Annotated in this window: 21 protein-coding genes and 1 pseudogene; 12 read left to right on the top strand and 10 right to left on the bottom strand. The window is 72.7% G+C overall.

Going from position 1 to position 22994, the window contains the following annotated elements; genetic code table 11:
- The 4 genes and pseudogenes from ABD067_RS16250 to ABD067_RS26460 all read left to right on the top strand — a co-directional run.
- Positions 1-187, top strand: a 187-nt coding sequence (locus tag ABD067_RS16250) for a hypothetical protein (RefSeq protein ID WP_343896394.1), incomplete at its 5' end; no start/stop codon positions are given.
- Positions 184-1146 carry a peptidoglycan-binding protein gene (locus tag ABD067_RS16245; protein WP_343896393.1) on the top strand — a complete coding sequence of 321 codons (963 nt, stop codon included), beginning with the start codon at positions 184-186 and terminating at the stop codon, positions 1144-1146. The genes ABD067_RS16250 and ABD067_RS16245, both read left to right, overlap by 4 nt.
- Positions 1147-1268: 122 nt before the next feature.
- Positions 1269-2486, top strand: a complete 1218-nt coding sequence (locus ABD067_RS16240; RefSeq protein ID WP_343896392.1) for an NADP-dependent isocitrate dehydrogenase — start codon at positions 1269-1271, stop codon at positions 2484-2486.
- A gap of 34 nt (positions 2487-2520) precedes the next feature.
- Positions 2521-3814, top strand: a pseudogene (locus ABD067_RS26460) (serine hydrolase domain-containing protein).
- Between the two features lie 12 nt (positions 3815-3826).
- Here the strand turns inward: ABD067_RS26460 and ABD067_RS16225 are convergent.
- Positions 3827-4357, bottom strand: coding sequence for a Dps family protein (locus ABD067_RS16225; RefSeq protein ID WP_343896390.1), 531 nt, complete (start codon positions 4355-4357; stop codon positions 3827-3829).
- 359 nt (positions 4358-4716) lie between these two features.
- Between ABD067_RS16225 and ABD067_RS16220 the strand changes: the two genes are divergently transcribed.
- Positions 4717-6126: a phosphatase PAP2 family protein gene (locus ABD067_RS16220; RefSeq protein WP_343896389.1), complete on the top strand. Its 1410-nt coding sequence runs from the start codon at positions 4717-4719 to the stop codon at positions 6124-6126.
- Between the two features lie 31 nt (positions 6127-6157).
- Here ABD067_RS16220 and ABD067_RS16215 read toward each other — a convergent pair whose 3' ends face one another.
- The 6 genes from ABD067_RS16215 to ABD067_RS16190 form a co-directional block, all read right to left on the bottom strand.
- Positions 6158-7576 (bottom strand): mannose-1-phosphate guanylyltransferase/mannose-6-phosphate isomerase, encoded by a 1419-nt coding sequence (locus tag ABD067_RS16215; protein ID WP_408871565.1) that lies wholly within the window; start codon positions 7574-7576, stop codon positions 6158-6160.
- A 63-nt stretch (positions 7577-7639) separates the two neighbouring features.
- Positions 7640-8239 (bottom strand): COQ9 family protein, encoded by a 600-nt coding sequence (locus ABD067_RS16210; protein ID WP_343896387.1) that lies wholly within the window; start codon positions 8237-8239, stop codon positions 7640-7642.
- On the bottom strand, positions 8236-8742 hold the full coding sequence (gene def / locus ABD067_RS16205) for a peptide deformylase (protein ID WP_343896386.1): 507 nt from the start codon (positions 8740-8742) through the stop codon (positions 8236-8238). Before def ends, ABD067_RS16210 begins: the two co-directional genes overlap by 4 nt.
- Before the next feature lie 304 nt (positions 8743-9046).
- On the bottom strand, positions 9047-9622 hold the full coding sequence (locus ABD067_RS16200; RefSeq protein ID WP_343896385.1) for a hypothetical protein: 576 nt from the start codon (positions 9620-9622) through the stop codon (positions 9047-9049).
- Between the two features lie 97 nt (positions 9623-9719).
- A complete protein-coding gene (locus tag ABD067_RS16195) occupies positions 9720-11576 on the bottom strand; it encodes a methanol/ethanol family PQQ-dependent dehydrogenase (protein WP_343896384.1) in 1857 nt (618 codons plus the stop codon).
- A 77-nt stretch (positions 11577-11653) separates the two neighbouring features.
- Positions 11654-12154 carry a QcrA and Rieske domain-containing protein gene (locus ABD067_RS16190; RefSeq protein WP_343896383.1) on the bottom strand — a complete coding sequence of 167 codons (501 nt, stop codon included), beginning with the start codon at positions 12152-12154 and terminating at the stop codon, positions 11654-11656.
- Positions 12155-12744: 590 nt separating this feature from the next.
- Here ABD067_RS16190 and rpsU point away from each other — a divergent pair.
- From rpsU to ABD067_RS16175, 3 genes are all read left to right on the top strand, one after another.
- The gene (gene rpsU / locus ABD067_RS16185; RefSeq protein ID WP_007006360.1) at positions 12745-12948 is read left to right on the top strand and encodes a 30S ribosomal protein S21; all 204 of its coding nucleotides are present in this window, start codon (positions 12745-12747) and stop codon (positions 12946-12948) included.
- Positions 12949-13127: 179 nt separating this feature from the next.
- Positions 13128-14036 (top strand): hypothetical protein, encoded by a 909-nt coding sequence (locus ABD067_RS16180; protein WP_343896382.1) that lies wholly within the window; start codon positions 13128-13130, stop codon positions 14034-14036.
- 83 nt (positions 14037-14119) lie between these two features.
- Positions 14120-15325: a pyridoxal-phosphate-dependent aminotransferase family protein gene (locus tag ABD067_RS16175; RefSeq protein ID WP_343896381.1), complete on the top strand. Its 1206-nt coding sequence runs from the start codon at positions 14120-14122 to the stop codon at positions 15323-15325.
- Between the two features lie 6 nt (positions 15326-15331).
- On the opposite strand, the gene ABD067_RS16170 is transcribed toward ABD067_RS16175, so the two are convergent.
- Positions 15332-16429 (bottom strand): mandelate racemase/muconate lactonizing enzyme family protein, encoded by a 1098-nt coding sequence (locus tag ABD067_RS16170; protein WP_343896380.1) that lies wholly within the window; start codon positions 16427-16429, stop codon positions 15332-15334.
- Positions 16426-17661 carry an MFS transporter gene (locus ABD067_RS16165; protein ID WP_343896379.1) on the bottom strand — a complete coding sequence of 412 codons (1236 nt, stop codon included), beginning with the start codon at positions 17659-17661 and terminating at the stop codon, positions 16426-16428. Before ABD067_RS16165 ends, ABD067_RS16170 begins: the two co-directional genes overlap by 4 nt.
- Before the next feature lie 121 nt (positions 17662-17782).
- On the opposite strand from ABD067_RS16165, the gene ABD067_RS16160 reads away from it, so the two are divergent.
- Positions 17783-18985, top strand: a complete 1203-nt coding sequence (locus tag ABD067_RS16160; protein ID WP_343896378.1) for a CaiB/BaiF CoA transferase family protein — start codon at positions 17783-17785, stop codon at positions 18983-18985.
- Positions 18986-18991: 6 nt separating this feature from the next.
- Here ABD067_RS16160 and ABD067_RS16155 read toward each other — a convergent pair whose 3' ends face one another.
- Positions 18992-19972 carry a Bug family tripartite tricarboxylate transporter substrate binding protein gene (locus tag ABD067_RS16155; protein ID WP_343896377.1) on the bottom strand — a complete coding sequence of 327 codons (981 nt, stop codon included), beginning with the start codon at positions 19970-19972 and terminating at the stop codon, positions 18992-18994.
- A gap of 131 nt (positions 19973-20103) precedes the next feature.
- Here ABD067_RS16155 and ABD067_RS16150 point away from each other — a divergent pair, with 131 nt between their 5' ends.
- The 3 genes from ABD067_RS16150 to ABD067_RS16140 all read left to right on the top strand — a co-directional run bounded on the left by ABD067_RS16150 (position 20104) and on the right by ABD067_RS16140 (position 22987).
- Positions 20104-20430 (top strand): NIPSNAP family protein, encoded by a 327-nt coding sequence (locus tag ABD067_RS16150; RefSeq protein ID WP_343896376.1) that lies wholly within the window; start codon positions 20104-20106, stop codon positions 20428-20430.
- Between the two features lie 13 nt (positions 20431-20443).
- Positions 20444-21346, top strand: a complete 903-nt coding sequence (speB, locus tag ABD067_RS16145) for an agmatinase (RefSeq protein ID WP_343896375.1) — start codon at positions 20444-20446, stop codon at positions 21344-21346.
- Positions 21347-21748: 402 nt separating this feature from the next.
- A complete protein-coding gene (locus tag ABD067_RS16140) occupies positions 21749-22987 on the top strand; it encodes a type III PLP-dependent enzyme (protein ID WP_343896374.1) in 1239 nt (412 codons plus the stop codon).
- Positions 22988-22994: the final 7 nt, after the last annotated feature.

The raw sequence follows: 22994 nt of genomic DNA, 5'->3' as shown, positions 1-22994 counted from the left end.
CGCGCTCGCCGCGCTGCTCGGCGCACGCGCCGCGCTCCTGCTGGCGCGCGTCGGTCCCGCCGAAGGGCGCTGCACCGCAATCCGCCGCGCCCTCGCCCTTTCCGCTGCCGCCCCGTCGGAGCACCGCGCGCGGCTCGAAACCGACGCCGCCCTCCTCCACCCCCGCACCTGCGAGCCGCCCCGATGACGATCGCCCTCGAACGCGACCTGTCCTTCCGCTTCCCCTTGCTCAGCGGCGAGGACGTCCGCGCCGTGCAGCAAGCGCTGGTCCGCGCCGGCGCCATGCGCGCCGAGGCGGACGGCGTGTTCGGCCCTCTCACCCGCGACGCCGTGGCCGCGCTCCAGCGCCGCGCCGGCCTGCCCGCCGACGGCGTGCTCCGGCGCGGCGCCTGGGAACGGCTCCTGCCCGCCGTGCCGCCGGCCCCGCGCGCCGCGCCGCCCGATTGGCGGGCCGTGCTCCGCCCCTTCCTGCCGCGCCTTTGCGTCCCGCACGGCCCGCCCATGGGCCGCGGCTCGCGCCGCTGGCGCCTTTCCCCGATCGGCGTGCTCCTCGAAGGCGGCGAAGCGCCGCCCCGCACCCCCGGCCCGCCCCGCACCGCCGCCCTCGCCTGGGAGCGCTTCCGCACCCCGATGCAGGACGCCGCCCGGCACTCCGGCGTGCCCGTGGAACTGCTGCTCGCCACCGCTTGCACCGAGAGCGGCGGCCGCGCCGACGCGGTGCGGGAAGAACCGGGCTATGCCAGCGACGAGGCCACGCCCCAGCGCGTCTCGCCCGGCCTCATGCAGACCCTGATCGGCACCGCGCGGGAAGCGCTGGGCGACCCGTCGCTCGACCGCGCCCGCCTGCTCGACCCCGCGGTGTCGCTCCGCGCCGGCGCCGCGGTGATCCGCCGCCAAGCCGTTTCCGGCCGCCGCCCCACCGCCTTCGACCCGCCGCTCGTCTGCGTCGCCTACAACGCCGGCAGCCTGCGCGAGAACGGCGCCGGGGATTGCCCCTGGGGCCTCGCCCAGACCCGGCGCGACGCCCGCCACTGGCACGCCGACGCCTTCGTGGCCTTCTTCAACGACGGCGTGGCGGTACTGGCCGACGACCCGCCAGACGGGGACGCCCCCTCCTTCGCGGCGCTTTTGTCCGAAACGGCATGAAGGCCGCGCGAGGCTTGCCCCCCACCCGCCCCGGTGCGAATGTCCGCGCCCATCCGAGGACAGACGCCCCGCCGCGTGCCGAACCCGCCGCGCCGTGGGCCGCGGCACGGCAAGGACAGCGCATGGCCAAGATCAAGGTGAAGACCCCGGTCGTCGAGCTCGACGGGGACGAGATGACCCGCATCATCTGGGGGTTCATCAAGGACAAGCTGATCCTGCCCTATCTCGACGTGGACCTGAAGTACTACGACCTCGGCATCGAGTACCGCGACCGGACGGACGATCAGGTGACGGTGGATGCGGCCAACGCGATCAAGCAGTACGGCGTCGGCGTGAAGTGCGCGACCATCACCCCCGACGAGGCGCGGGTGAAGGAGTTCGGCCTCAAGCGCATGTGGCGCAGCCCGAACGGCACCATCCGGAACATCCTCGACGGCACCATCTTCCGCGAGCCGATCATCTGCTCCAACGTGCCGCGCCTGGTGCCGCACTGGACCAAGCCGATCGTGGTCGGCCGCCACGCCTACGGCGACATCTACCGCGCGGTCGAGACGAAGATCGCCGGCCCGGGCAAGCTGACCCTGCAATTCCAGCCGGCCGGCGGCGGCGAGGCGGAGGTGCTGGAGGTGTTCAACTTCCGGGGCGCGGGCGTGGCGCTCGGGATGCACAACACCCGCGCCTCCATCGAGGGCTTCGCCCGCGCCTGCTTCAACTACGGCTTGGCGCGCAACTACCCCGTCTACCTCTCCACCAAGAACACGATCCTCAAGGCCTATGACGGCATGTTCAAGGACGTGTTCCAGCACACCTACGACTGCGACTTCAAAGCCGAGTACGAGAAGCGCGGCCTGTCCTACGAGCATCGGCTGATCGACGACATGGTGGCCGCCGCGCTGAAGTGGGAAGGCGGCTACGTCTGGGCCTGCAAGAACTACGACGGCGACGTGCAGTCGGACATCGTGGCCCAGGGCTTCGGCTCGCTCGGCCTGATGACCTCCGTGCTGCTCTCCCCCGACGGCAACACGGTGGAGTCCGAGGCCGCGCACGGCACGGTGACGCGCCACTACCGCGAGCACCAGAAGGGCCGCGAGACCAGCACCAACCCGATCGCCTCCATCTTCGCCTGGACGCGCGGGCTGGCCTACCGCGGCCGCTTCGACAACACGCCGGACGTCACCGCCTTCGCCGAGACGCTGGAGAAGGTCTGCGTCCAGACGGTGGAGAGCGGCGACATGACCAAGGACCTCGCCATCCTCATCAGCAAGGACCAGCCCTGGCTCAACACCCAGGCCTTCCTGGCGAAGATCGACGAGAACCTGCAAAAGGCGATGAAGCGCTAAGGCCCGACGAAGGCCGGAACAGGAGGAAACGCCGATGCCCACACGCCGCCTGCTGCTGCAAGGATTGCTCGGGGGCGGCGTCGCCGGGCTGTCCTGGGCGCCCGCGCCGACACTGGCGCGGACGCCCGACGCGCGCACGTCGCACCTCGACGCGCAATTGCGGCAGTTGGTGGAAGGCCGCTCCACCCCCGGCATCGTAGCGCTGATCGTGCAGGACGGCCGCCCGGTCTACAGCCGGGCGTTCGGCGTCCGCGAGCCGGGCGGACAGGCGCCGATCGGCACCGACGACCTGTTCCGCTACGCCTCCATGACCAAGCCCGTCACCTCGGTGGCCGCGCTGATCCTGGTCGAGGACGGCAAGATCGGCCTCGACGACCCGGTGAGCAAGCACCTGCCGGAGTTCGGCTCCCTCAAGGTGCGCCAGCCCGACGGTTCGCTGGTAGCGGCCAGCCGCCCGCCGACCGTGCGCGAGCTGCTGACCCACACCGCCGGCTTCTCGTACAACTTCATCAACCGCCCCGGCTTCGTGGAAGCCTACCGCGACGCCAAGGTGGTGGACGGCTTGGCAGACCCGGAGGTGACGACCGAGGAGGCGATGCGCCGCTTGGCCGCCGCCCCGCTCGCCTTCCAGCCCGGGGCCGAGTGGCACTACTTACTCCCTCGCCACCGACGTGCTCGGCGCCGTGGTCGAGAAGGCCACGGGCCGCCCGCTCGGCTCCTTCGTGGCGGAGCGCATCGCCCGGCCGCTCGGCCTCGAAAGCTGGGTGTTCCGCGCCACCCCCGGGATGCGCGAGCGCTTCGTGCCGGTGACGCGCCCGGCGCAGGGGACGGGCGCGCTCGGGACGGGCTTCGTCCCGGTCACGGCGGCCGAGCGCGTGCCCTACCCGCTCACGCGCGGCGAAGCGTTGCTCGACCCCGGCCGGGCCTTCTCGAACACCGCCTACCACTCCGGCGGCGCCGGCATGAGCGGCAACACGCAGGACTACGCCCGCTTCTGCCAGATGCTGCTGAATGGCGGCGAACTGGACGGCGCCCGCGTCCTGCGGCCGGAAACCGTGCGGCAAATGACCACCAATCTCACCGGCGACATGGTGACGCTCCGCGGCCCCGGCTGGGGCTTCGGCCTCGGCGTGGCGGTGGTCACGGACCCGGCCGCGGCGAAGACCCGCCTGCCCACCGGCAGCTACGGCTGGGGCGGCATCTACGGCACCCAGTTCTGGGTGGACCCGCGCAACCGCGTGGTCGGCGTCGTGATGACCCAGACCTCCATCATCGGCTCCGGCCCGGTCGCCAACGCGGTGCGAGAAGCTTTTTACGCGCCCGAGTAGAGGCCCCCCGGATCAGCGCGGCTGCACAGGCCGCGCGCCGGGCACCTCCACAGCCCGCCCGTTGTTCAGGTCCGCGCCGCGGTTAGGGTCCGTAGGCGTCGGCTGGAAGTGCGCCCGCATCCGCCATCGGTACTTGGCGACGAGGGCGTCCACTTCCTGCAAGAGCTTCGAAGTGGCGGGGTCCGGATCCTCCGTTTCCTTGATGCCCTGGCGCGCGACGTTGGCGGCCACCCGGTACGCCTCCGCGAACCAGAGGATCACCTGTGCGGCGTCCACGAAGCCGGCCGGGAATTCCGGGATCGCGGAGCGCTGCACCAGGGTCGTCGGCCGCCCGTCGGCGGCGGAGCCGATCGCCAACATACGCTCCGCGACGCGGTCGGCGATGGCCAAGATGCCCTTGTAGTGCTCCTGCGACAGCCCGTGCAGCGAATGCCAGGGCGTGTCCGACACGTTCCGATGCGCCTGCTTGGTCTGCGACACGGGTTGCTGCAACTCCACCAGCAGGCCCCGCATCGCCGCCACTGTCCGGCGCTGCTCGTCCACGTTCGCCTCCGGGCCGGCGAAGGGCCGGTTCGTCAGCGGGTTGCTCGGGAACGGGCCGGGCGGCTGGAACCGCCGGATCGGCGCCCGTTCGGGCTGCCCGCCGCCGTCGCGATCCGCCGGCGCCCGGGCGCGCGTCGGGCGCGGCCAGCGTGAGGAGCAGCATCTCGGGCGCAAGGCGCATCGGGAACTCCGGCTGGCGGGTTCGCGGGCTGCAACGGCCCCGCGGCTGCCGGGTCGCGGGGGGGACACCGCATCCCGCGCGGGAGTCCGCACCTGTGCGGCCCGTCACATATTCCGCTACCGCGCGGGTCCACACTCCCCTGCCGCCCCGGCCGAACCCGGCGCGGGAGGAGGATGCCATGATTCGTCCGACGCTCGCGCGCCGCGCCGCCGGTGCCGCGCTGCTCATCGGGGCTGCCCTGTTCCTCCCGGGCCCGGCCGACGCGCAACCCTCGGGAACCACCGAGCCCGGCGCAGGCGGCTGGCGGACTTGGGTGCTGTCGTCGGGCGCCCAGTTCCGCCTGCCGCCGCCGCCCGACGCCGCGGCCACCCGCGCCGAGATGGAGCAGCTCCGCGCCTTGGCCGCGTCCCGCGACGCGGAGGCGCGCGAGCGCATCGGCTGGTGGGACGCCGCGGCGCCCGCCTACCGGTGGAACCGGATCGCGGTGGAGGAGGCGCTGAAGGCCGGCCTCACCGCGAACTTCGGCTACCGCCACCTCGCGCTGCTCCACGTCGCCCTGGCCGACGCGACCGTAGCGGCGTGGGACAGCAAGCACGCGCACAACCGCCCGCGGCCGGGCGCGGCGGACCCGGCCTTCGGCACGGTGGTCGCGACGCCGCCCAGTCCGTCCTACCCCGACGAGCACGCCGTCGCGGGGGCCACGGCCGCCGCCGTGCTCGGCGAAATCTTCCCGCAACGCGCCACCGCCTTTGCGAAGATGGCGGAAGAGGCCGGCCGGATGCGCCTCCTTGCCGGCGTCGCCTTCCCGAGCGACGTCGAGGCCGGCGCCGAACTCGGCCGCCGGGTCGCAGCGGCGGTGCTGGAGCGCGGGCGGCGGGACCGGTCCGACCAGCCCTGGTCCGGCAGCGTGCCGGTGGGGCCGGGCCTATGGAACGGCACCAACCCCGCCACGCCGCAGGCGGCGACCTGGGTGCCGTGGATGCTCGCTTCGCAGGATGAGTTCCGCCCGCCGCCGCCGGCAGCGCACGACTCGTTGGAGCGCGCGGCGGAGATGGCCGCGCTGCGGGCGTTCCAGCGCACGCCCCTGACCAACGCGCGGGCGCTGTTCTGGGAAGCCGCGGTCGGCGGCCTGCGGCAATACGAGTACTGGAACAACCACCTCGGCCGGCTGCTGCTGGAGCACGGCCAGGCCGCGAACCCGCCACGCGCCGCCCGCGCCTACGCCCTGCTCAACGTCGCCTTGTCCGACGCCGGCATCGCCTGCTGGGACGCGAAGTACGCCTACTGGGCGATCCGCCCGTTCCAGCTCGACCGCGAGTTCCGCACCGTGTTCGCCACGCCCAACCACCCGAGCTACCCGGCCGCGCACGCCTGTTACTCGATGACTTCGGCGCTGGTGCAGTCGCACCTGTTCCCGCGCGACGCGGAGGCGCTGCGCGCGCTCGGGCGGGAGTCCGGCGAGTCGCGCGTCTGGGCGGGCATCCACTACCCGAGCGACGTCGCCGCCGGCCAGGAGATCGCGCGGCGTGTCGCCGCCCGCGCCATCGAGCGGGCGCGCGCCGACGGCGGCGAGCAAGCCGCGCCCTGACGGCGTTCCGGCGCGGCGCGGCGGGCGGGCCTCAGGCCCGCCCGTACGTGTCCTCGATGCGGACGATGTCGTCTTCGCCGAGGTAGGCGCCGGACTGCACCTCGATCAGCGTCAGCGGGATCATCCCCGGGTTCTCCAGCCGGTGGACGCAGCCCAGCGGCAGGTACACGCTCTCGTTCTCGCGGAGCAGGATGCTCTCGTTGTCGCGCTCGACGACCGCGGTGCCGTTCACCACCACCCAGTGCTCGGCGCGGTGGAAGTGCTTCTGCAAGGAGAGCTTCTGCCGCGGCCGCACCTGGATCTTCTTCACCTGGAAGCGCTCGCCGAGGATCAGCCCCTCGTAGTGGCCCCAGGGGCGGAACACGCGGCGGTGGCCCTTGGCCTCCGGGCGGCCGGCGGCCTTCATCCGCTCCACCAGCGCCTTCACGTCCTGCGCGCGGGCGCGCGGCGCCACCAGCACGGCGTCGTCCGTGGCGACGACCACCATGTCCTTCAGGCCGACGGCCGCGGTCAGCGTCCCTTCGGAGCGGACGTAGCAGCCCTCCGCGTCCAGCAGTTCCACCGGCCCCACCGTGGCGTTGCCGGCGCCGTCCTTCTCCGCGGCGTCCCACAGCGCGTCCCAGGAACCGATGTCGGACCAGCCGATGGCGGCCGGGACCACCGCGGCGCGCTCCGTCTTTTCCATCACCGCGTAATCGATGGAGATGGCGGGCGCCGCGGTGAACTCGGCTTCGCCGAGGCGCACGAAGTCGAGGTCGCGCTTGGCGGCGGCCATCGCGCGCTCCACCGCCTGCACGACCTCGGGGGCGTAGCGCGACAGCTCGTCCAGCAGGGTGGCGGCGGTGGCGACGAACATGCCGCTGTTCCACAGGTGCCGCCCGCCGGCGACGAACCTTTCGGCGGTCGCGGCATCCGGCTTCTCGATGAAGCGGGCGACGGCGTGGACGCGCGGCAGGCCGGGCAGATCGGCGCCGGTCTCGATGTAGCCGTAGCCGGTCTCCGCCTTGTCCGGCCGCATCCCGAAGGTGACGATGCGGCCGGCCCGCGCCGCAGCGACCGCGCCTTCCAACGCCCGGTGCAGCGCAGGGACGTCGGCAATGGCGTGGTCGGCCGCCAGCAGCCAGAGCACGGATTCGGGGTCGGCTTGGCGCAGCAGCAAGGCGGCGGCGGCGATGGCCGGGGCGCTGTTGCGCGCGGCCGGCTCCAGCAGGATGCGCGCGCCCTCGACCTTCGCCTCGCGGAGCTGCTCGGCCACCAGGAAGCGGTGGGCCTCGTTGCAGACGACGACCGGCGGGGCGAAGCCCGGGCCCGACGCGCGGGACGCGGTCTCTTGGAGCATGGTCCGACCGCCGCCGAGCAGCGGCCAGAACTGCTTCGGGTAGCCCTCGCGGGAGAGCGGCCAGAGCCGGCTGCCGGAGCCGCCGGACAGGATCACCGGTACAACCGTCACGCGCACATTCCCCTTTGACAAACCCGCATTACACTAAATGAACGCCGACTGGAACGACCGGCGCTAGGCGGGCGCCGCCTTGTTACCGCGCATACCGCGTTGCAACCGCGCCAGGTCCGCCAGGCGGCGGTCGAAGAAGGCCAAGGCGTCGGATGTATCCGGGTCGTCGTCGCGGAGCCAGTAGGCCAGGGTCGCGGCGTAGATCGCGCCCAAGGAGGCGCGGCGGGTGTACCAGGAGAAGTCGGACGAATGGTCGCCGGCGGCGTACCAGATGGCGCTCGCGGTCTGGGCCGTGCTCCGGAGCGCCACCCCGGCGTTCCAGGGCAGGGACAGCAGCGCCACGGCCCGGCGCAGCGCCCGCTTGTGCGGCGCGGAGGCGGCGAGGCGGTGTTCCACCACCCGGCGGATGCGGCCCGGCGTGCGGAGCCCGGCCATGTCCTCGGCCGCCGCGGCCGCCTCCATCTCCCGGTTGGCGAGGTCCACCCAAGCGGCGACGGCCGAAACCGGCCCGCCCGGGAAGTGACTCTCGGCGAGCCCCGGGTCCTCGCCGATGGCGGCGAGGCCGGCCCGGACCGTGCCCCAGTTCCAGCCGTTGTCGGCGGCGACCGGGAGCATCGCCCGGATCGCCCGGTCGCGCACCTCGCTCCGCTCCACCGCCGTCACCGCGCCTGATCCGCGGCGGCGCGGGCCAGTTCCTCCGTGAAGCCGAACAAGGCGAAATCCTCCATCCGCATGAGGTAGAGCACGCCGTCCAAGTGGTCCGTCTCGTGCTGGATCACGCGGGCGGCCATGCCCTCCGCCTCCCCCTCGACCGGCCGGCCCTCGCCGTCCAGGCCGCGGTAGCGGACGCGACGCGGGCGGGTCACGCAGCCGCGCATGCCGGGGATGGAAAGGCAGCCCTCCCAGGCCGCCTCGACCTCGTCGCCGAGCGGCTCCACTTCCGGGTTGATGAGCGCCGACACCGTGCTGCCGTCGCCCCGCCACACGAAGAGGCGGAGCGGGACGTGGATCTGCGGCGCGGCCAGCCCGATGCCTTGGGCGTCGCGCATGGTTTCGGCCATGTCGGCGATCAGGCGCCGGATCTCGGGCGCCGTGGGGTCGGGGACGGGGTCAGCCTCGCGTAGCAGGACCGGGTGGCCCATGCGCGCGATCTTCAGGATGGCCATGGAAGGCTCCAGGGTGTCGCGGTTTTCCGCTGCCTCAGTTGGGCAGGCGTATGCTGGACGGGTAGTGGCGATGGCAACCCTGCGCGCCGCGCGTGGCCCGGTCGCCGCGGGGGTGGGCGCCGCCGGTCAGGCGCGGACGCCGCCGGATGCCCGGGTCGGGGCGAGCCTCCCTGATCGGGTGTACCGGCGGCGCCAGGGGCCCGGAAGGGGATCACGGACGGGAGGGGACGCGCACAGGAGGCTCGCGGACACGGCCCGTCCCGGGCCGCCGCTCGCAAGGCCGACCGTTCTTTCCTGCGCCGGGCTACTTGCCGAAGGGCGGTTCCACCGCGTCGTAGCCGATGGTGAGCACGACGCGCACCTCGCCGTGCTGGCCCTCGTACCGGCGCGGGCGGCCGTCGGCGACGTCGACCCAGAGCCGCCCTTGCGCCGTGGAGGGCGCGCCCTCCTGAACCGGCAACACCTGGGTGTACTCGTACACGCGGGTGGCCACGCCGTCCGTTTCGGCGGCGCCCCCGTCGCGGCAGTCGCGCGGTGGGTAGGCGACGATGCTGGCCGAGAGGGCGCGCCGGCCCTCCGCCGTCAAGGGCAGCTTCACCCAGCGTCCGGAAGCCGGGGAACTGGCGTACACCACGTCGCCCAGGACCACTTGCTCCACATCCTTCGGCCGCCGCCGCCCGGGCGTGCGGGCGAGGAGCTTGGAATGGAAGCGTTCCGCTTCGCCGAGGGCCTGGGCCGCCCTTTTCACCGCGGCGCAGGCCGCCGCATCGCCCTGGGCGGCCGGGGTGCCCTCCGCCGCGGCCGTCCCCTTCGTCTGGACCACCAGGAAGGAGGTCGCGATGAGCGAGGCCGCCGCCAAGAAGAACCGCCGCGCGCCCATCTTCACCCTCCTTCCGGACCTTCCGCGCCCCGCCGGGGCGCGTCGGGAGCCTGAGCCCGCCTGCGCATCCCGGGGCAACGCCTCCCGCCGGCGTGCGTCAGCGCCGCTGCGGTTGCGGCTGCGTCCTTTGCCGCAGGGCGTAGACCCACACGACGCCGCCCTGCGGCACGTCACGCTTGTAATTCGCCGGGTCCGCGTTGGCGAGCGCGTCCTGCATGCGCTGCGCGTCCACGCCCCAACCGGACTGCACGGCGATGTACTGCGTCCCGTCGACCTCGTAGGAGGACGGCACGCCCGTCACCCCGGAGTTGGTCCGCACTTGCCAGAGCACGCGGCCGTCCTTGGCGTCGAAGGCGCGGAAGTAGCGGTCGTTGGTGCCGCCCATGAACACCAGGTCGCCGCCGGTCGCCATGACAGGCCCCCAGAGCTGCGACTTCTCGAACTTGTGGGACCAGACCTTGCGGTTGTTGGCGATGTCCCAGGCCTGGAGTTCGCCGATGTGGGTCGCGCCCGGCCGCACAGACAAGGCTATGTCCTCAATGCCGGCGGTGAGGAACAACTGGCCCGGCACGTAGTCCATGCGTATCCCCGTCAGCGCGCCGCAGAGATTCTCGTTGGCGGGGACGAAGAGCAGGCGCGTCCGCGGGCTGTAGGCCGCGGGCGGCCAGTCCTTGCCGCCCCAGAGCGAAGGGCAGAAATCCACCTTGGCGTCGAGCCGCGGCTTGCGCGCCTCGTTGTAGGAGGGCCGGCCGGTCTTAGGATCGATCCCGGTGAACACGTCCTGGTTCACGTAGGGGACGCCGGAAACGAAGCGGATGCCCTCCTGGCCGCGCTCCAGCGTCCACAGGTACCCGTTCCGGCCCGGATGCACGAGAGCCTTGATCGTGCGTCCGTCGCGCTGCACGTCGATCAAGAGCGGCGCGCTCACCTCGTCCCAGTCCCAACTGTCGTTGTGGTGGTACTGGTGATGGCCGCGAATCTTGCCGTCATTGGGGTTCAGCGCCACGACGGACGTGGTGTAGAGGTTATCGCCGGGCCGCGCGTCGCCCATCCATGGCGCGGCGTTGCCGGTGCCCCAGTAGGCGAGGTTCAACTCCGGGTCGTAGTGCCCGGTGATCCAAATGGAGCCGCCACCCGTTTCCCAGCCCTTTTGCCACGTCTCGTGGCCCGGCTCGCCGGGTCCGGGGATCATGAAGGTGCGCCAAGCCTGCTTGCCGCTGTCCGGGTCGTAGCCGGCGACGTAGCCGCGCACCCCGTACTCGCCGCCCGAGCCGCCGACCATGACCTTGCCGCCCGCCACCAGCGGCGCGAGCGTCATGTAGTGGCCCTTCTGGTAGTCCTCCACCTGCTCGGCCCAGATCTCCTTGCCCGTCTTGGCGTCCAGAGCGACAAGGAAGCAGTCGACCGTCGCCACGAAGAGCCGGTCGCCGTAGAGCGCGACGCCGCGGTTGGTCGGGTGGAGTTGCGTCAGGTCCTCGGGGAGCTGCCGCTTGTAGCGCCAAAGCAGGTCGCCGGTTTTGGCGTCGAGCGCGATCACCTGCGCCTGCGGCGTCGTGATGTACATGATGCCGTCGTTGACGATCGGCGGCGCCTGGTGCCCCTCGTTGACGCCGGTCGAGAAGCTCCAGGCCGGCACCAGGTCCTGCACGTTGTTCGTGTTGATTTGGTCGAGCGGGCTGTAGCCCTGGCCGTCGTAGGTGCGGCGGTACATCAGCCAATTGCGCGGCTCGGGGTTGCGCAGCCGCTGGTCGGTCACGGGGGTGAAGCGGCGCTCGGCCTGCTCGGCCCGCGGCGCCTGCGTGCCGGGCTGCTGCGAGGGCGGCGTCGACGGGGGCGCGACGCCGCCGGCCGACGGCCCGGTGCTCTGCGGCTGCGCCGCGGCGGGCATCGCCGCGCCGAGGAGGACGGCCGCGGCCACCCCCAACCAGGGCGCCCTGGTGTTCCGCTTGACCATTGTCCGATCCTCCTTCGGGGTTCGAATCCGCCCCAAGCCGGCCCGGAAGGGGGCCGGAAGCGGGCACGCCGCCGTCGTCAGGTCCCGGCGCCGATCCGGCCGCTAAACGGCCGCGCGACGACCAGCACGGCGCCCGGCGCGCCTTCGCCCGTTTCGCCGCTCTTCGGACTCTCGCCGACTTTGAGCGGCAGCGCCGCCAAGGGGCGCTGCGCCGGTCCGCCCACCACCTTCCCGCCCTGTTTCGGGTCAAATTCCGATTGGTGGCAGGGGCAGTGCAGGACGCCCGTGTCGCGCCGCCATTCGGACACCGGACACTGGGCGTGGGTGCAAACCGCGGAATAACCCACCACGCCGTCCGCTGAGCGGCCGCTGGTCGTTTCGTCCAAGGCCGCCGGGTCGAGACGGAGGAGGATCACTTGGTTGAGCCGGGAGCCGTTCCGGACGACACCGGACGTGGGCTCCATCGCCCAGGCGAGCACCTGCGGCCCACCGCGCTCCAGGTCGGACGGGCCGATCGGCTTGCCGGCCTTCTCGCCCGTGGCGAAGACCAGCACGTCGCCAGCCGCCGGACGCGCCATCCTGGGCGCCTGCGCCGACGGGACCGCTTGTTGCGCCGACGCTTCCATCGCGGCCGGGGGGAGCCCTGCCGCCGCTGCGACAGCGGCGGCTGTTGCGAAGACGCCCCGCCGGTCGGGCCTGGATGGCATTCCGGCCACGTCGCGCCTGCCTTGGTTCAGTTCCGCCGAGACGGCGTCGCGCCCCGTCGAGTCGTTGCGAGCATCAGCCGAGGTCGCAGGTATCCGCAAAACGACGCCTCCCACCCCGCCCATAGGCTCGGCGCCCGGCGAGGCATTTATTTGCAACTCATATACCAGCAACTATGCACGCATCTGGCTACGCGCTGCATCACTCTGGTGTGAGTCCGCGAGCGGCGCACGGGATGGTTGTGTGACCAGCAAGGTTCCGTCCGTAGGTATGGCCCCCGATGGTCGGGCCGTGCAACGTGGCGCCGCGGCCATTCTGAACGGCGGGGCTTCCCGCGCATGCCGTGGGCCTGCTAGAGTGATAGTTCTCCGTGCCGGGGCGGCACTCCGGGATTCGTCCCGTTCGATCCGCCCTCTGGCGCGGCTTTTCGCGTCCTCGCAACAACGACAGGAGGCTGTGCCGCGTGCAAGTCGTCGTCCGTGACAACAACATCGACCAAGCGCTCAAGGCGCTCAAGAAGAAGCTGCAGCGCGAGGGCGTCTTCCGCGAGATGAAGCTCCGCCGCCATTACGAGAAGCCGTCCGAGCGCCGCGCCCGCGAAGCCGCTGAGGCCGTCCGCCGCGCCCGCAAGGTCGAGCGCAAGCGCCTGGAGCGCGAGGGCTTCTGAACCCGGCCGCCGACGGCCCTTCCGGCCCGGCGAGACGCACACCACCGCAGGCAGCCGCGGCGCGGGGCGATGCCCCGCGGGCCGCGGTTTCGCTTTTCCGGGCCGCCGGCCTCCTTGTTCCGCTGCTCCTTGCGGGTACCGCGGACGCCACGGCGCCCGACGATCCCTTGGCGCCGTTCATGGCGCAGGCCGTCTGCCTCGATGAGCGCGACGCGCCGCAGCCCGGCCGGCTGCCCTTCGAGCCGGGATGCTACCGCATCCGCCGCCTTTCGAGCGGCGACGCGCTGCCGTACCGCAAGCACGACTGGCCGGGCCGGTCCCACGCGGCGGCGCAGCCGAGCGGCTACCAAGCTAGCGACTCGCTCGAAGGCACGCTGCTCGGTCGTCCCGCCGTGTTGCAGACCTTCGACTTCGGCGACAACGTCGCCGCCCGCGCCTTCGGCCGGTTCGACGCCGGCGACGGCGGGCAGGCGGTCCTGCTCGGGAACGGCACGGCGGCGTCGCCCTTGACGCAGGACGGGGGCGACGGCGTGCAGTGGTTCCAGTCCCCCGACTGCCGCGTCTCGGGCGGTGGCCCGGCCGCGGGCTGGCTCTTCGCCGCCCTGCCGCTGGACGGCGCTTGGCGGGAGCGGGTGGTGCGCCTCAACAAGACGCGCAGCCCCGACCAGTGCCCGACGGCCTTCAACCAGAGCCTCACCCGCTGGCGGACGGCCCGCATCGACCTGCCCTGGCGGGAGGCGGCCACGGGCGCCGTGTCCATCGCGCCGGTGGAGGCGCTGGTGTCGGAGCACTACGGCACCGGCCGCATCGGGACGGCGGACCACCTGGAGCGCTTCTGGTTCGTGCGCGGCCTCGGCCTGACGCGGTGGGAGCGGTGGGAGCACGCCGCCCGCAGCCGCCTGCCCAACCGGGAGCGGATGGCTCGGCTGATCGCCGAGTCCGGCCGCTGCCCGCGCATCGCCTTCGGCGAGCCGCCGGCGGCCGGGTGGCAGCTCGTGGACTGCCGCACCTGGACCAACATGGTGCGCGCCGCGCCGGGCGGCCCGCCGCTCTCCGCCCTGGCCTGGCCGGCGCCGGAGTTGCGCTGACCCGGCGGGGCGCGCATGGCCAAGCGCGCCGGTTCGTGGGAAGACGGCAGGGCAGCCACGCCGCGGGAGGGGACCACGCCGCCATGAGCGCCACCGGAACATCGACGCGCCCGCGCGGCCGCCAGTTCTTCGCCAATCCCGGCCCGACCAACATCCCGGATTCGGTGCTCCTGGCCGTGGCGCACAGCACGGTCGACTTCAACGACCCGGCGTTCATGGAGGTGTACGACGCCTGCGTCGAAGGCCTGAAGCGCGTGCTGAAGACGCGGCAGCACCTGTTCATGTACACCGGCTCCGGCCACGCCGCCTGGGAAGCCAGCCTCGTCAACCTGTTCTCGCCGGGCGACGCGGTGCTGATCCTGGAAACCGGGCACTTCTCCGACTCCTGGGCGAGCATGGCGCGCGACATGGGTCTGGAGGTGCGGCAGGTGCCGGCCGACTGGCGGCAAGGCGTGGACATGGAGGCGGCGCGCGCGGCGCTCGCGGCCGACAAGGACCGCGCGATCAAGGGCGTGTGCGCCGTCCACAACGAGACCTCCACCGGCATGGCGCTGCCGCTGGCCGAGGTGCGGGCGGCGATGGACGAGGTGGGGCACCCGGCGCTGTTGCTGGCGGACACCATCTCCTCGCTCGGTTCCATCGATTTCCGCATGGACGAGTGGGGCGTGGACGCGGCGGTGGGCGGCAGCCAGAAAGGGCTGATGCTGCCGACCGGCATGAGCTTCACCGGCGTGTCCGAGAAGGCGATGGCGGCGCACGAGAAGGCGCGGCTGCCCAAGTTCTATTTCAACTGGACGCGCATGCTGGGGCGCAAGCAGCGCTCTTTCGTCGGCACCATACCGATCGGCCTCTTCTACGGCCTGCGCGAGTCGCTCCGGCTGATCGAGGAAGAAGAAGGGCTGGAGCAGGTGTTCCGCCGCCATTCGCGGCTCGGCGAGGCCGTGCGGCGCTGCGTGCGCCACTGGTCCGGCAACAACGGGCCGCAACTCTTCTGCACCAACCCTGGCCGCTTCTCGGACTCCGTGACCGCCGTGCTGATGCCGGAGGGCCACAACTGCGAAGCCGTGCGCGGCACGGCGCTGAACCGCTTCAACGTCTCGCTCGGGGCCGGGCTGTCGAAGCTCGACGGCCGGGTGTTCCGCGTCGGCCACCTGGGCGACCTGAACGAGCCGATGGTCCTCGGGACGCTGGCGGCCGTGGAGATGTCGCTCAAGCTGAACGGCGTGCCGCACGCGCCGGGCGGGGTGGACGCGGCGATGGCGTTCCTGGCGGATGGCATGGCGGCCTGAGCGCTTTCACAGCCGGAAGTCGCGCAGCACCTCCGGCTTGAAGGAAAGGCCGTGGCCGGGCCGCTCGGGGGCGGTGATCATGCCGTTCACCACCGGCACCGGCTCCACCCACAGGTCGTCGAGCAGGCCCATCTGCTCGATCCAGATGCCGTTGGGGATGGACGCCAGGAGGTGGACGTTCAGCTCCGGGAAGAGGTGCGGCGCGATCGTCATGCCCCAGGTGTCGGCGACGGCGGCGAGCTTGCGCAGCTCCGTCAGGCCGCCGCGCATCGGGTCGGGCTGGAGGATCGGCAGGCGCGGGTTCTCCAGAAAGGGCTTGAGGTCGGCGCGGCCCCAGTGCGTTTCGCCGCCGACGACGCGGAGGTCCAACGCTTCGGCGATGCGGAGGTAGCCGGCGTAGTCGTCCGGCAGCACCGGCTCCTCCAGCCAGTAGACGTCGTACTCCTCGAACTTGCGGCCCATGAGGATCGCGGTGTCGGCGCTCCAGCCCATGTTGACGTCGATCATGATCTCCACGTCCGGTCCGACGGCCTCGCGCATCCGGCGCACGTTGTCGAGGTCGGTGCGCAGGTCGTGGACGTGGGCGACCTGCATCTTGATGGCCTTGTAGCCCTGGCCGACGTAGTGCTTCGCCTTGGCGATCATGCCGTCGCCGCCCGAGGCGCGGAAGCAGCCGCTGCCGTAGGCGGGGATGGACGGGCGGAAGTGGCCCCAGAGGCGGTGCAGCGGCAGCCCGGCCTTCTTGCCCACGGCGTCCCAAAGCGCGATGTCGAGGGCGGAAATCGCCATCATCACGATGCCAGCCCGGCCGGCGGTGATCGCCTCGCGCCAGAGCCCGTGCCAGATGGCTTCCACTTCCGTCGCATCGCGGCCGACTACCCGCGGTGCAACCATCTCCTCCAGGCAGGCGCCAAGCGTCCGCGTCACGTGCAGGTGGAGCGGGTGCAGGTAGCCCATGCCGGTGGTGCCGGACTGGGTGACGACCTCCACCACGACGAGGTCGCGCGTCGGGCCGAGCGGATGGCCGGCGAGCCAGGGGTCGTCCGGCCAAGGCGTCCGCAGCAGCGTGGTGCGCACCTCGCGGATGGTCATGTCCGTGCTCATGCCGGCCTCCTCCCCTCGCCCGTCCACAATTCGCGCCACCACCGGCGCGTCAAGGCCAACGCCGCCAAGCCCTCCAGCGCCGAGACGACGCAGGCGCCGGGCGCACCGAGCCATTCGGCGAGCAGGCCGAGGTGGACGAAGCCGATCGGGCCGAGGCCGATGCAGACCGACAGGATGCCGAGCACCCGGCTCCGCAGCTCCGGCGGCGCGGCCATGTAGACCAGGGTCGCCTGCATGATGCTGAAGCCCGAGCCGCCCAGGCCGTTCAGCACCAGCGCCGCGCCCGCCGCGACCGGGTGCGGCGCCAGGGCGAACAGCGCCACGCTCGCCAGGTACAGCGCGATGCCGCCGAGGTAGCACCGCCCGTAGGCCGACGGCGGCACCAGCCACGCGATCAGCAGCGCACCGGTGAGCGCGCCGACGCCGTCCATGCCGGCGAGCAGCCCGACCGCCTCCGGCCCGAGGCGCAGGTGCTCCTGCCCCACCACCGGCACCAGGCTGTTGAAGGGCCAGCCGAACAGGTTGAACACCACCGTCACAAGCAGGGTGCCGGCCAAGCGCCGGTCGCGCCGGACCACGGCCCAGCCTTCGCCTATCCGCGCGAGCACGCCGTCGCCGTTCGGCGCGCGCGGGGGGCTGCGGCCGCGCACGGCCAACGCGGCCACCAGCGCCGCGGCGTAGAGCGCGACGCTCACCCAGAACGCGCCAGCGACACCGGCGCCGGCGAGGATCGCGCCACCGAGGGTCGGACCGAGGAGGCGGCTGGCGTTGTTGGTGCCGACGTCCACCGACATGGCGGCGCCCATGCGGTCGGCGCCGACCGCCCGGCCTATCATCAGCCGGCGCACCGGGTTGTCGGCGGCCCAGGCGAGGCCGTTGACGAAGCTCAGCGCCGCCAAGTGCCACACCGCGAGGACGCCCGCGCCCGCCAGCAGCGCGACGGCGAGCGAGCCGAGCAGGCTGCCGGCGACGGTGAGCAGCAACGCCGTCCGCCCCTCCACCCGCTCCGCCCAGGCGCCGAGGAAGGCGCCGAACAGGCCCATCGGCAGCAGGCGCAGCATGGTCATGGTGGCGACCAGGAAGGCGGAACCGGTGGCGTTCCAGGTGAACAGGCCGGTCACCAGCGTTTCCAGCCAGCGCACCAGGAACACGACGAGGCCGACGAACCACAGGCGGCGGAAATCGGGTTCCGCGAACACGCCGCGCCGCGCCGCCGCGGCTTGCCGGGACAAGGCTGCGTTTTCCTCCGGTTGTTCGCGCGCAGGGTGCCGGGCCGGCCGCGGGACGGCAATGGCGCTCGGCGCCGCACGCGGCCATAGTCGGCGGGGAGTTCACGGCCGGGAGCGCGCGGCGATGGACAGCAGCAGGCCCTTCGACGGCGTCCGCGTGGTGGATGCGACGCACGTGCTGGCGGGGCCGTTCGCCGCGTACCAGCTCGCGCTGCTCGGGGCGGACGTCGTCAAGGTCGAGCACCCGGAGGAGCCGGACCAGAGCCGCGGCACCGGTGCGGACCTCGCGCTGAACCGGCTCGGCATGGGCACCTACGCGCTGACGCAGAACGCCAACAAGCGCTCGGTCACGCTCGACCTGAAGCGGGAGGGCGGGAAAGAGGTGATGCGGCGCCTGCTCGCCGGGGCCGACGTGCTGGTGGAGAACTACCGCCCCGGCGCCTTCGAGGCGCTGGGCTTCGGGCCGGAGGCGGTGGCGGCCCTGAACCCGCGCCTCATCTACTGCTCCATCTCCGCCTTCGGGCAGAACGGGCCGCGCCGCGGGCAGACGGCCTACGACCACGTCGTCCAGGCGACCTCCGGCGTGATGGCGGCGACCGGCACGCCGGAGGCCAACCCGATCAAGTTCGGCGCGCCGGTGATCGACTACGCGACGGGGACGATGGGTGCCTTCGCCCTCGCAGCCGCGCTGTTCCAGCGCGAGCGCACCGGGCATGGCCAGCGCATCGACCTCGCCATGCTGGACGTAGCCATGATGATGCAGGCCTCGCACCTCACCGCCCTCATGCGGACCGGCAAGGGGCCGAAGCCGCACGGCAACACGCACCCCTACGCGACCAACTGCGCCTACGGCACCAAGGACGGCTCGCTGGTGATGCTCGGCGCCAGCAACCTGCGGCAGCAGCGGCGGCTGTGGACCGCGCTCGGCCGGCCGGAGGTGGCGAAGGCGGACAACGAGGCGCGGCTCGCGGCGCACGAGGCGGAGGCGGCGCTCCTGCGGGAGATCATGCGGACGCGCACCGCCGACGCGTGGGAAGAGTACCTGCAAGCGCGCCACGTCCCGGCGGCGCGGGTGCGGAGCACGGCGGAGGCGATGGCGGACCCGCACCTGGCCGAGCGCGGCCACCTGCTGCACCGCTTCCCGGACGGCGCGCCGGGCGTGGAGGGCGCCTTCGGCGTGCCGGTGGCGGCCTTCGGCCTGGCGCACGGCGGCCCGCGGGTGGACGCGCCGCCGCCGCGCCTCGGCGCCGACACGGACGCGGTGCTGGCGGAGCTGGGCTACGCGCCGGGCGACATCGCCGCGCTCAGGGCGAGCGGCGCGGTGTAGGGCGCGCTATTCCACCCGGATCTTCGCCGCCTCCACGATCGGCTTGTACTGCGCGATCTCCTTCTCCACGAAGGCGCGCAGCCCTTCCGGCGTCGTGGAGCGCGGCACGAAGCCGAGCTGCTCCAGCCGCTCGCGGAACTTGGCCGAGGCGGTGACGACGCCGACGCGCCGCGCCAGCTCCCGCACCAGCGCCGGCTCCATGTCCTTCGGGCCCCAAAGGCCGTACCAGGACACCATCTCCAGCGGCTCCATGCCGCTCTCGGCGACCGTCGGGATCTCGGGCGCGAGCGGCGTGCGTTCCCGCGTCGTGACCGCCAGCGCCTTGATGCGGCCGGCCTTCACCAGCGGCAGGGAGGAAAGCATGGGGTCGGCGAGCAGGTGGATGTTGCCGGCCGCGAGGTCGGCCAGAGCGGGGCCGCCGCCGCGATAGGCCACCACCTCCCGCGCCACGCCCGCCCGCATCTTGAGCTGCTCGACGCAGAGGTGCCCGGCGGAACCGAGGCCGGTGGTGGCGAAAGCGTACTTCTCGGGCTCCTTCTTCGCCAAGGCGAAGAATTCGCCGAGGGTGCGGGCCGGCACGGACGGGTGCGTGCTGACGATCAGCGGCCCGTCCGCCACCAGGGAGATGTGGGAAAAGTCGTTCACCACGTCGAAGGTGACGTTCCGGTTGATCATCGGCACGACGACGTGGATGGAGGCGTTGAACAGCAGGGTCGCGCCGTCCGGCCGCGCCCGCACCACCGACGCCGAGCCCACCGCGCCGCCGGCGCCGCCGGCCCGGTTCTCCACCACGAAGGTGCCGCCGGTCTGCTCGCCCAGCTCCTGCGCCAGGATGCGCGCCACGCCGTCCACCGAGCCGCCCGGCGGGAAGGGCACCACCAGCGTCACCGGCCGGTCAGGCGGCACCCCTTGCGCCGGCGACGGGCCGGGCGAGACGGCGGTGGCCGCCAAGGTTCCGAGCATCAGGCCGCGGCGGTCGAAGCGCATCGGGAGCGGTCTCCAGAGGGGTCGCGGCGCGCATCCTGCCCGTTTCGCCCACGACTTTCCATTGGCGCTCGGCTTCCGCAACGCAGGCGAGCCGGGCTAGCATCCGGTGCCACGAGGAGGAGCCCGCCGGCATGATCCACGAGCTTCGCGTCTACCGTTGCGTCCCTGGCCGTCTGCCGGCGCTGCTGAAGCGTTTCGAGACCATCACCCTCAAGCTTTGGGAGAAGCACGGCATCCGCCAGGCCGGTTTCTGGACGGTGGCGATCGGCGAGTCGAACCAGGACCTCTACTACCTGCTCGAATGGGAGTCGCTCGCCGAGCGGGAGAAGACGTGGAACGCCTTCGCCACCGATCCCGAGTGGTTGGAGAAGCGCGCCGAGACGGAGAAGGACGGGCAGATCGTCGCCAACGTCAGCAACCAGATGCTGGTGCCGACCGCCTTCTCCTCCGTGCGTTGAGGGCGGTCGCCGCTTGGCCCTGATCCCCACCTTCGCCACGCCGCCGGGCTTCCTCGGCATCGAGCGCCGCGACCCCGGCGCCGCCTTCACGATCGCCGGCATCCCGCTCGACATCGGCACCACCAACCGCGCCGGCGCCCGCGACGGCCCTTCCGCCATCCGCCGCGCCAGCCGGATGCTGGTGGACGGCGCGCACCCGCACCATTGGGTGGAGCCGGCGGCGACCATGGACATCGCCGACGCGGGCGACTTCGCCATCGTGCTCGGCGATCTCGCGGCGAGCCTCGCGGCCATCGAGGCGCAGGCGGCGCCGCTCAAGCACTTGGTCGCGTTGGGCGGCGAGCACGGCGTCACCCTGCCCTTGCTGCGCGCGCTGCGGAAGCGCGTCGGCGAGCCGCTCGGGCTGGTGCAGTTCGACTCCCACCTGGACACCTGGCCGGAGAATTTCGGCCAGCGCCTCGCGCACGGCTCTGTCTTCTACCACGCGCTCGACGAGGGCTTGGTGGACCCGCGGCGGATGGTGCAGGTCGGCATCCGCTCGCCCATGGGCCGCGACGTGCGGGATTGGACGCTGGCGCGCGGCGTCACGATCATCGCGGCGCAGGAGGCGCTGGAGACCGGCCCGGCGGCGGTGGCGGAGCGGGTGCGGGCGGTGCTGGGCGGCGGCCCGGCCTACCTCTCTTTCGACATCGACGCGCTGGACCCCGCCTTCGCGCCCGGAACCGGCACGCCGGAGGTGGGCGGGTTCGCCACTTGGCAGGTGCAGGCCATCCTCCGGCGGCTCGGCGGCGTCCGGTTTGCCGGGATGGACGTCGTGGAGGTGGCGCCGGCGCACGACGTGGCGGAGATCACCTCGCTGGCGGCGGCCACCGTCGCTTGGGAGTACCTAGCGCTGCTCGGGGCGGAGGGCGGCTAACGGGCCGGCTATTTTCCGCCCGTCCCTGACCCTTACGGGCGGCTTCTCCGGAAATTTGCGGCCCGACGCAAAAATTCTCTAGCATTCGCGGCCGTTACCCCCTATTTCTCCGGTCGCGCGACACCGGAACGGGTTGCGTTGACGCCAGCGCACGTGCCGCGAGCCCTGCGGACCATCCTCCAAGGGCACAGCAACGACGGGACGCGTCCTTTTCGTCCATGCCGGCTGCGGGCGCCAAGCCCGGGACCGGGGTCGCAAGGGATTGCCTATGTTGCTTTCACGGTCCGCTGGGGCGCGAACACCCAGCATCGCCTGAGGACGCCGGGTCCACCCGGTTCTCCCCTTCCGCCCGTTGCCGCGCGCCGCCCTGCGCGCACTCGCCTTGCCGCGAGGTGCCGTCCCATGAGCCTGTTGCGTTCCCGCACCGCCGTGTCCCCGCTCCGCCGCCGCGACCTCGGCGACGCCGCCCGCGTCATGCCGACCGTGGATGCGCTGGTCGCCGTGGAGCGGCCGGAGGAGCCGATGCACTGCCTGCGCCCGGCCGCCATCGCCGCCGCCGCGCGGTTCTTCGTGTCCGGCTTCCCGGGCGAGACCCTGTACGCCGTGAAGTGCAACCCGGAGCCCGCCGTGCTGCGCGCGCTGTGGGAGGGCGGCGTGCGCCGCTTCGACTGCGCTTCGGCGGCCGAAGTGTCGCTGGTCCGCTCCATGTTCCCGGAGGCCGGCATCCACTTCATGCACCCGGTGAAGGCCCGCTCGGCCATCCGCGAGGCTTTGGCGCTGCACGGCGTGAAGGACTTCGTGCTCGACAGCGCGGAGGAGCTGGCGAAGATCTTGGCGGAGACGGGCGCCGGCGCTGCCGAGGGGCTCGGCCTCGTGGTGCGGCTCGCGCTGCCGAAGGGCGAGGCGGTGTACGACCTGTCCGGCAAGTTCGGCGCCCAGCCCGCCGAGGCGGCGGCGCTGCTGCGCGCAACGCGTCCGCACGCGGCGCGGCTCGGTGTTTCGTTCCACGTCGGTTCGCAATGCCTGGAGCCCCTGGCGTGGCGGCGCGCGCTCGCCTTGGTGGGCGAGGTCGTCCGCGAGGCCGGCGTGCCGGTGGACATCGTGGACGTGGGCGGCGGCTTCCCGGTCGCCTACCCCGGCGTGGAGCCGCCGGCGCTCGGCGCCTTCTTCGCCGAGATCGAGGCGGGGTTCGAGGCGCTCGGCCTGCCGGAAGGCACCGCGCTCTGGGCCGAGCCCGGGCGCGCGCTGGTTGCCGCCGGCGGATCGGTGGTGGTGCAGGTGCAAGGCCGCCGCGACGGCGCGCTCTACGTGAACGACGGGGTGTACGGCGCGCTCTCGGATGCCGGCCTGCCGGGCTTCGTGTTCCCGGTGCGGCTCATCCGGCCGGACGGCCCCGCGCCCTCACCCGTGCTGCGGGAATTTGCGCTGTTCGGCCCGACCTGCGACAGCGCCGACCGGATGCGCGGCCCCTTCCCCCTGCCGGAGGACGTCCGGGAGGGGGATTGGATCGAGATCGGCCAGCTCGGCGCCTACGGCGCCTGCCTGCGCACCGGCTTCAACGGCTTCGACCGCGCCCGCATCGTCGAAGTGCGCGACCGGCCGATGATCGACACGGAAGACCCGGCCGCCCTGGCCGCTTGAGACTGGA

It is taken from the genome of Craurococcus roseus (genome assembly GCF_039523795.1).
Classification (GTDB): domain Bacteria; phylum Pseudomonadota; class Alphaproteobacteria; order Acetobacterales; family Acetobacteraceae; genus Craurococcus; species Craurococcus roseus.
Note: the sequence above shows the minus strand (reverse complement) of the source record. Positions and strands in the feature narration are given on the sequence as shown.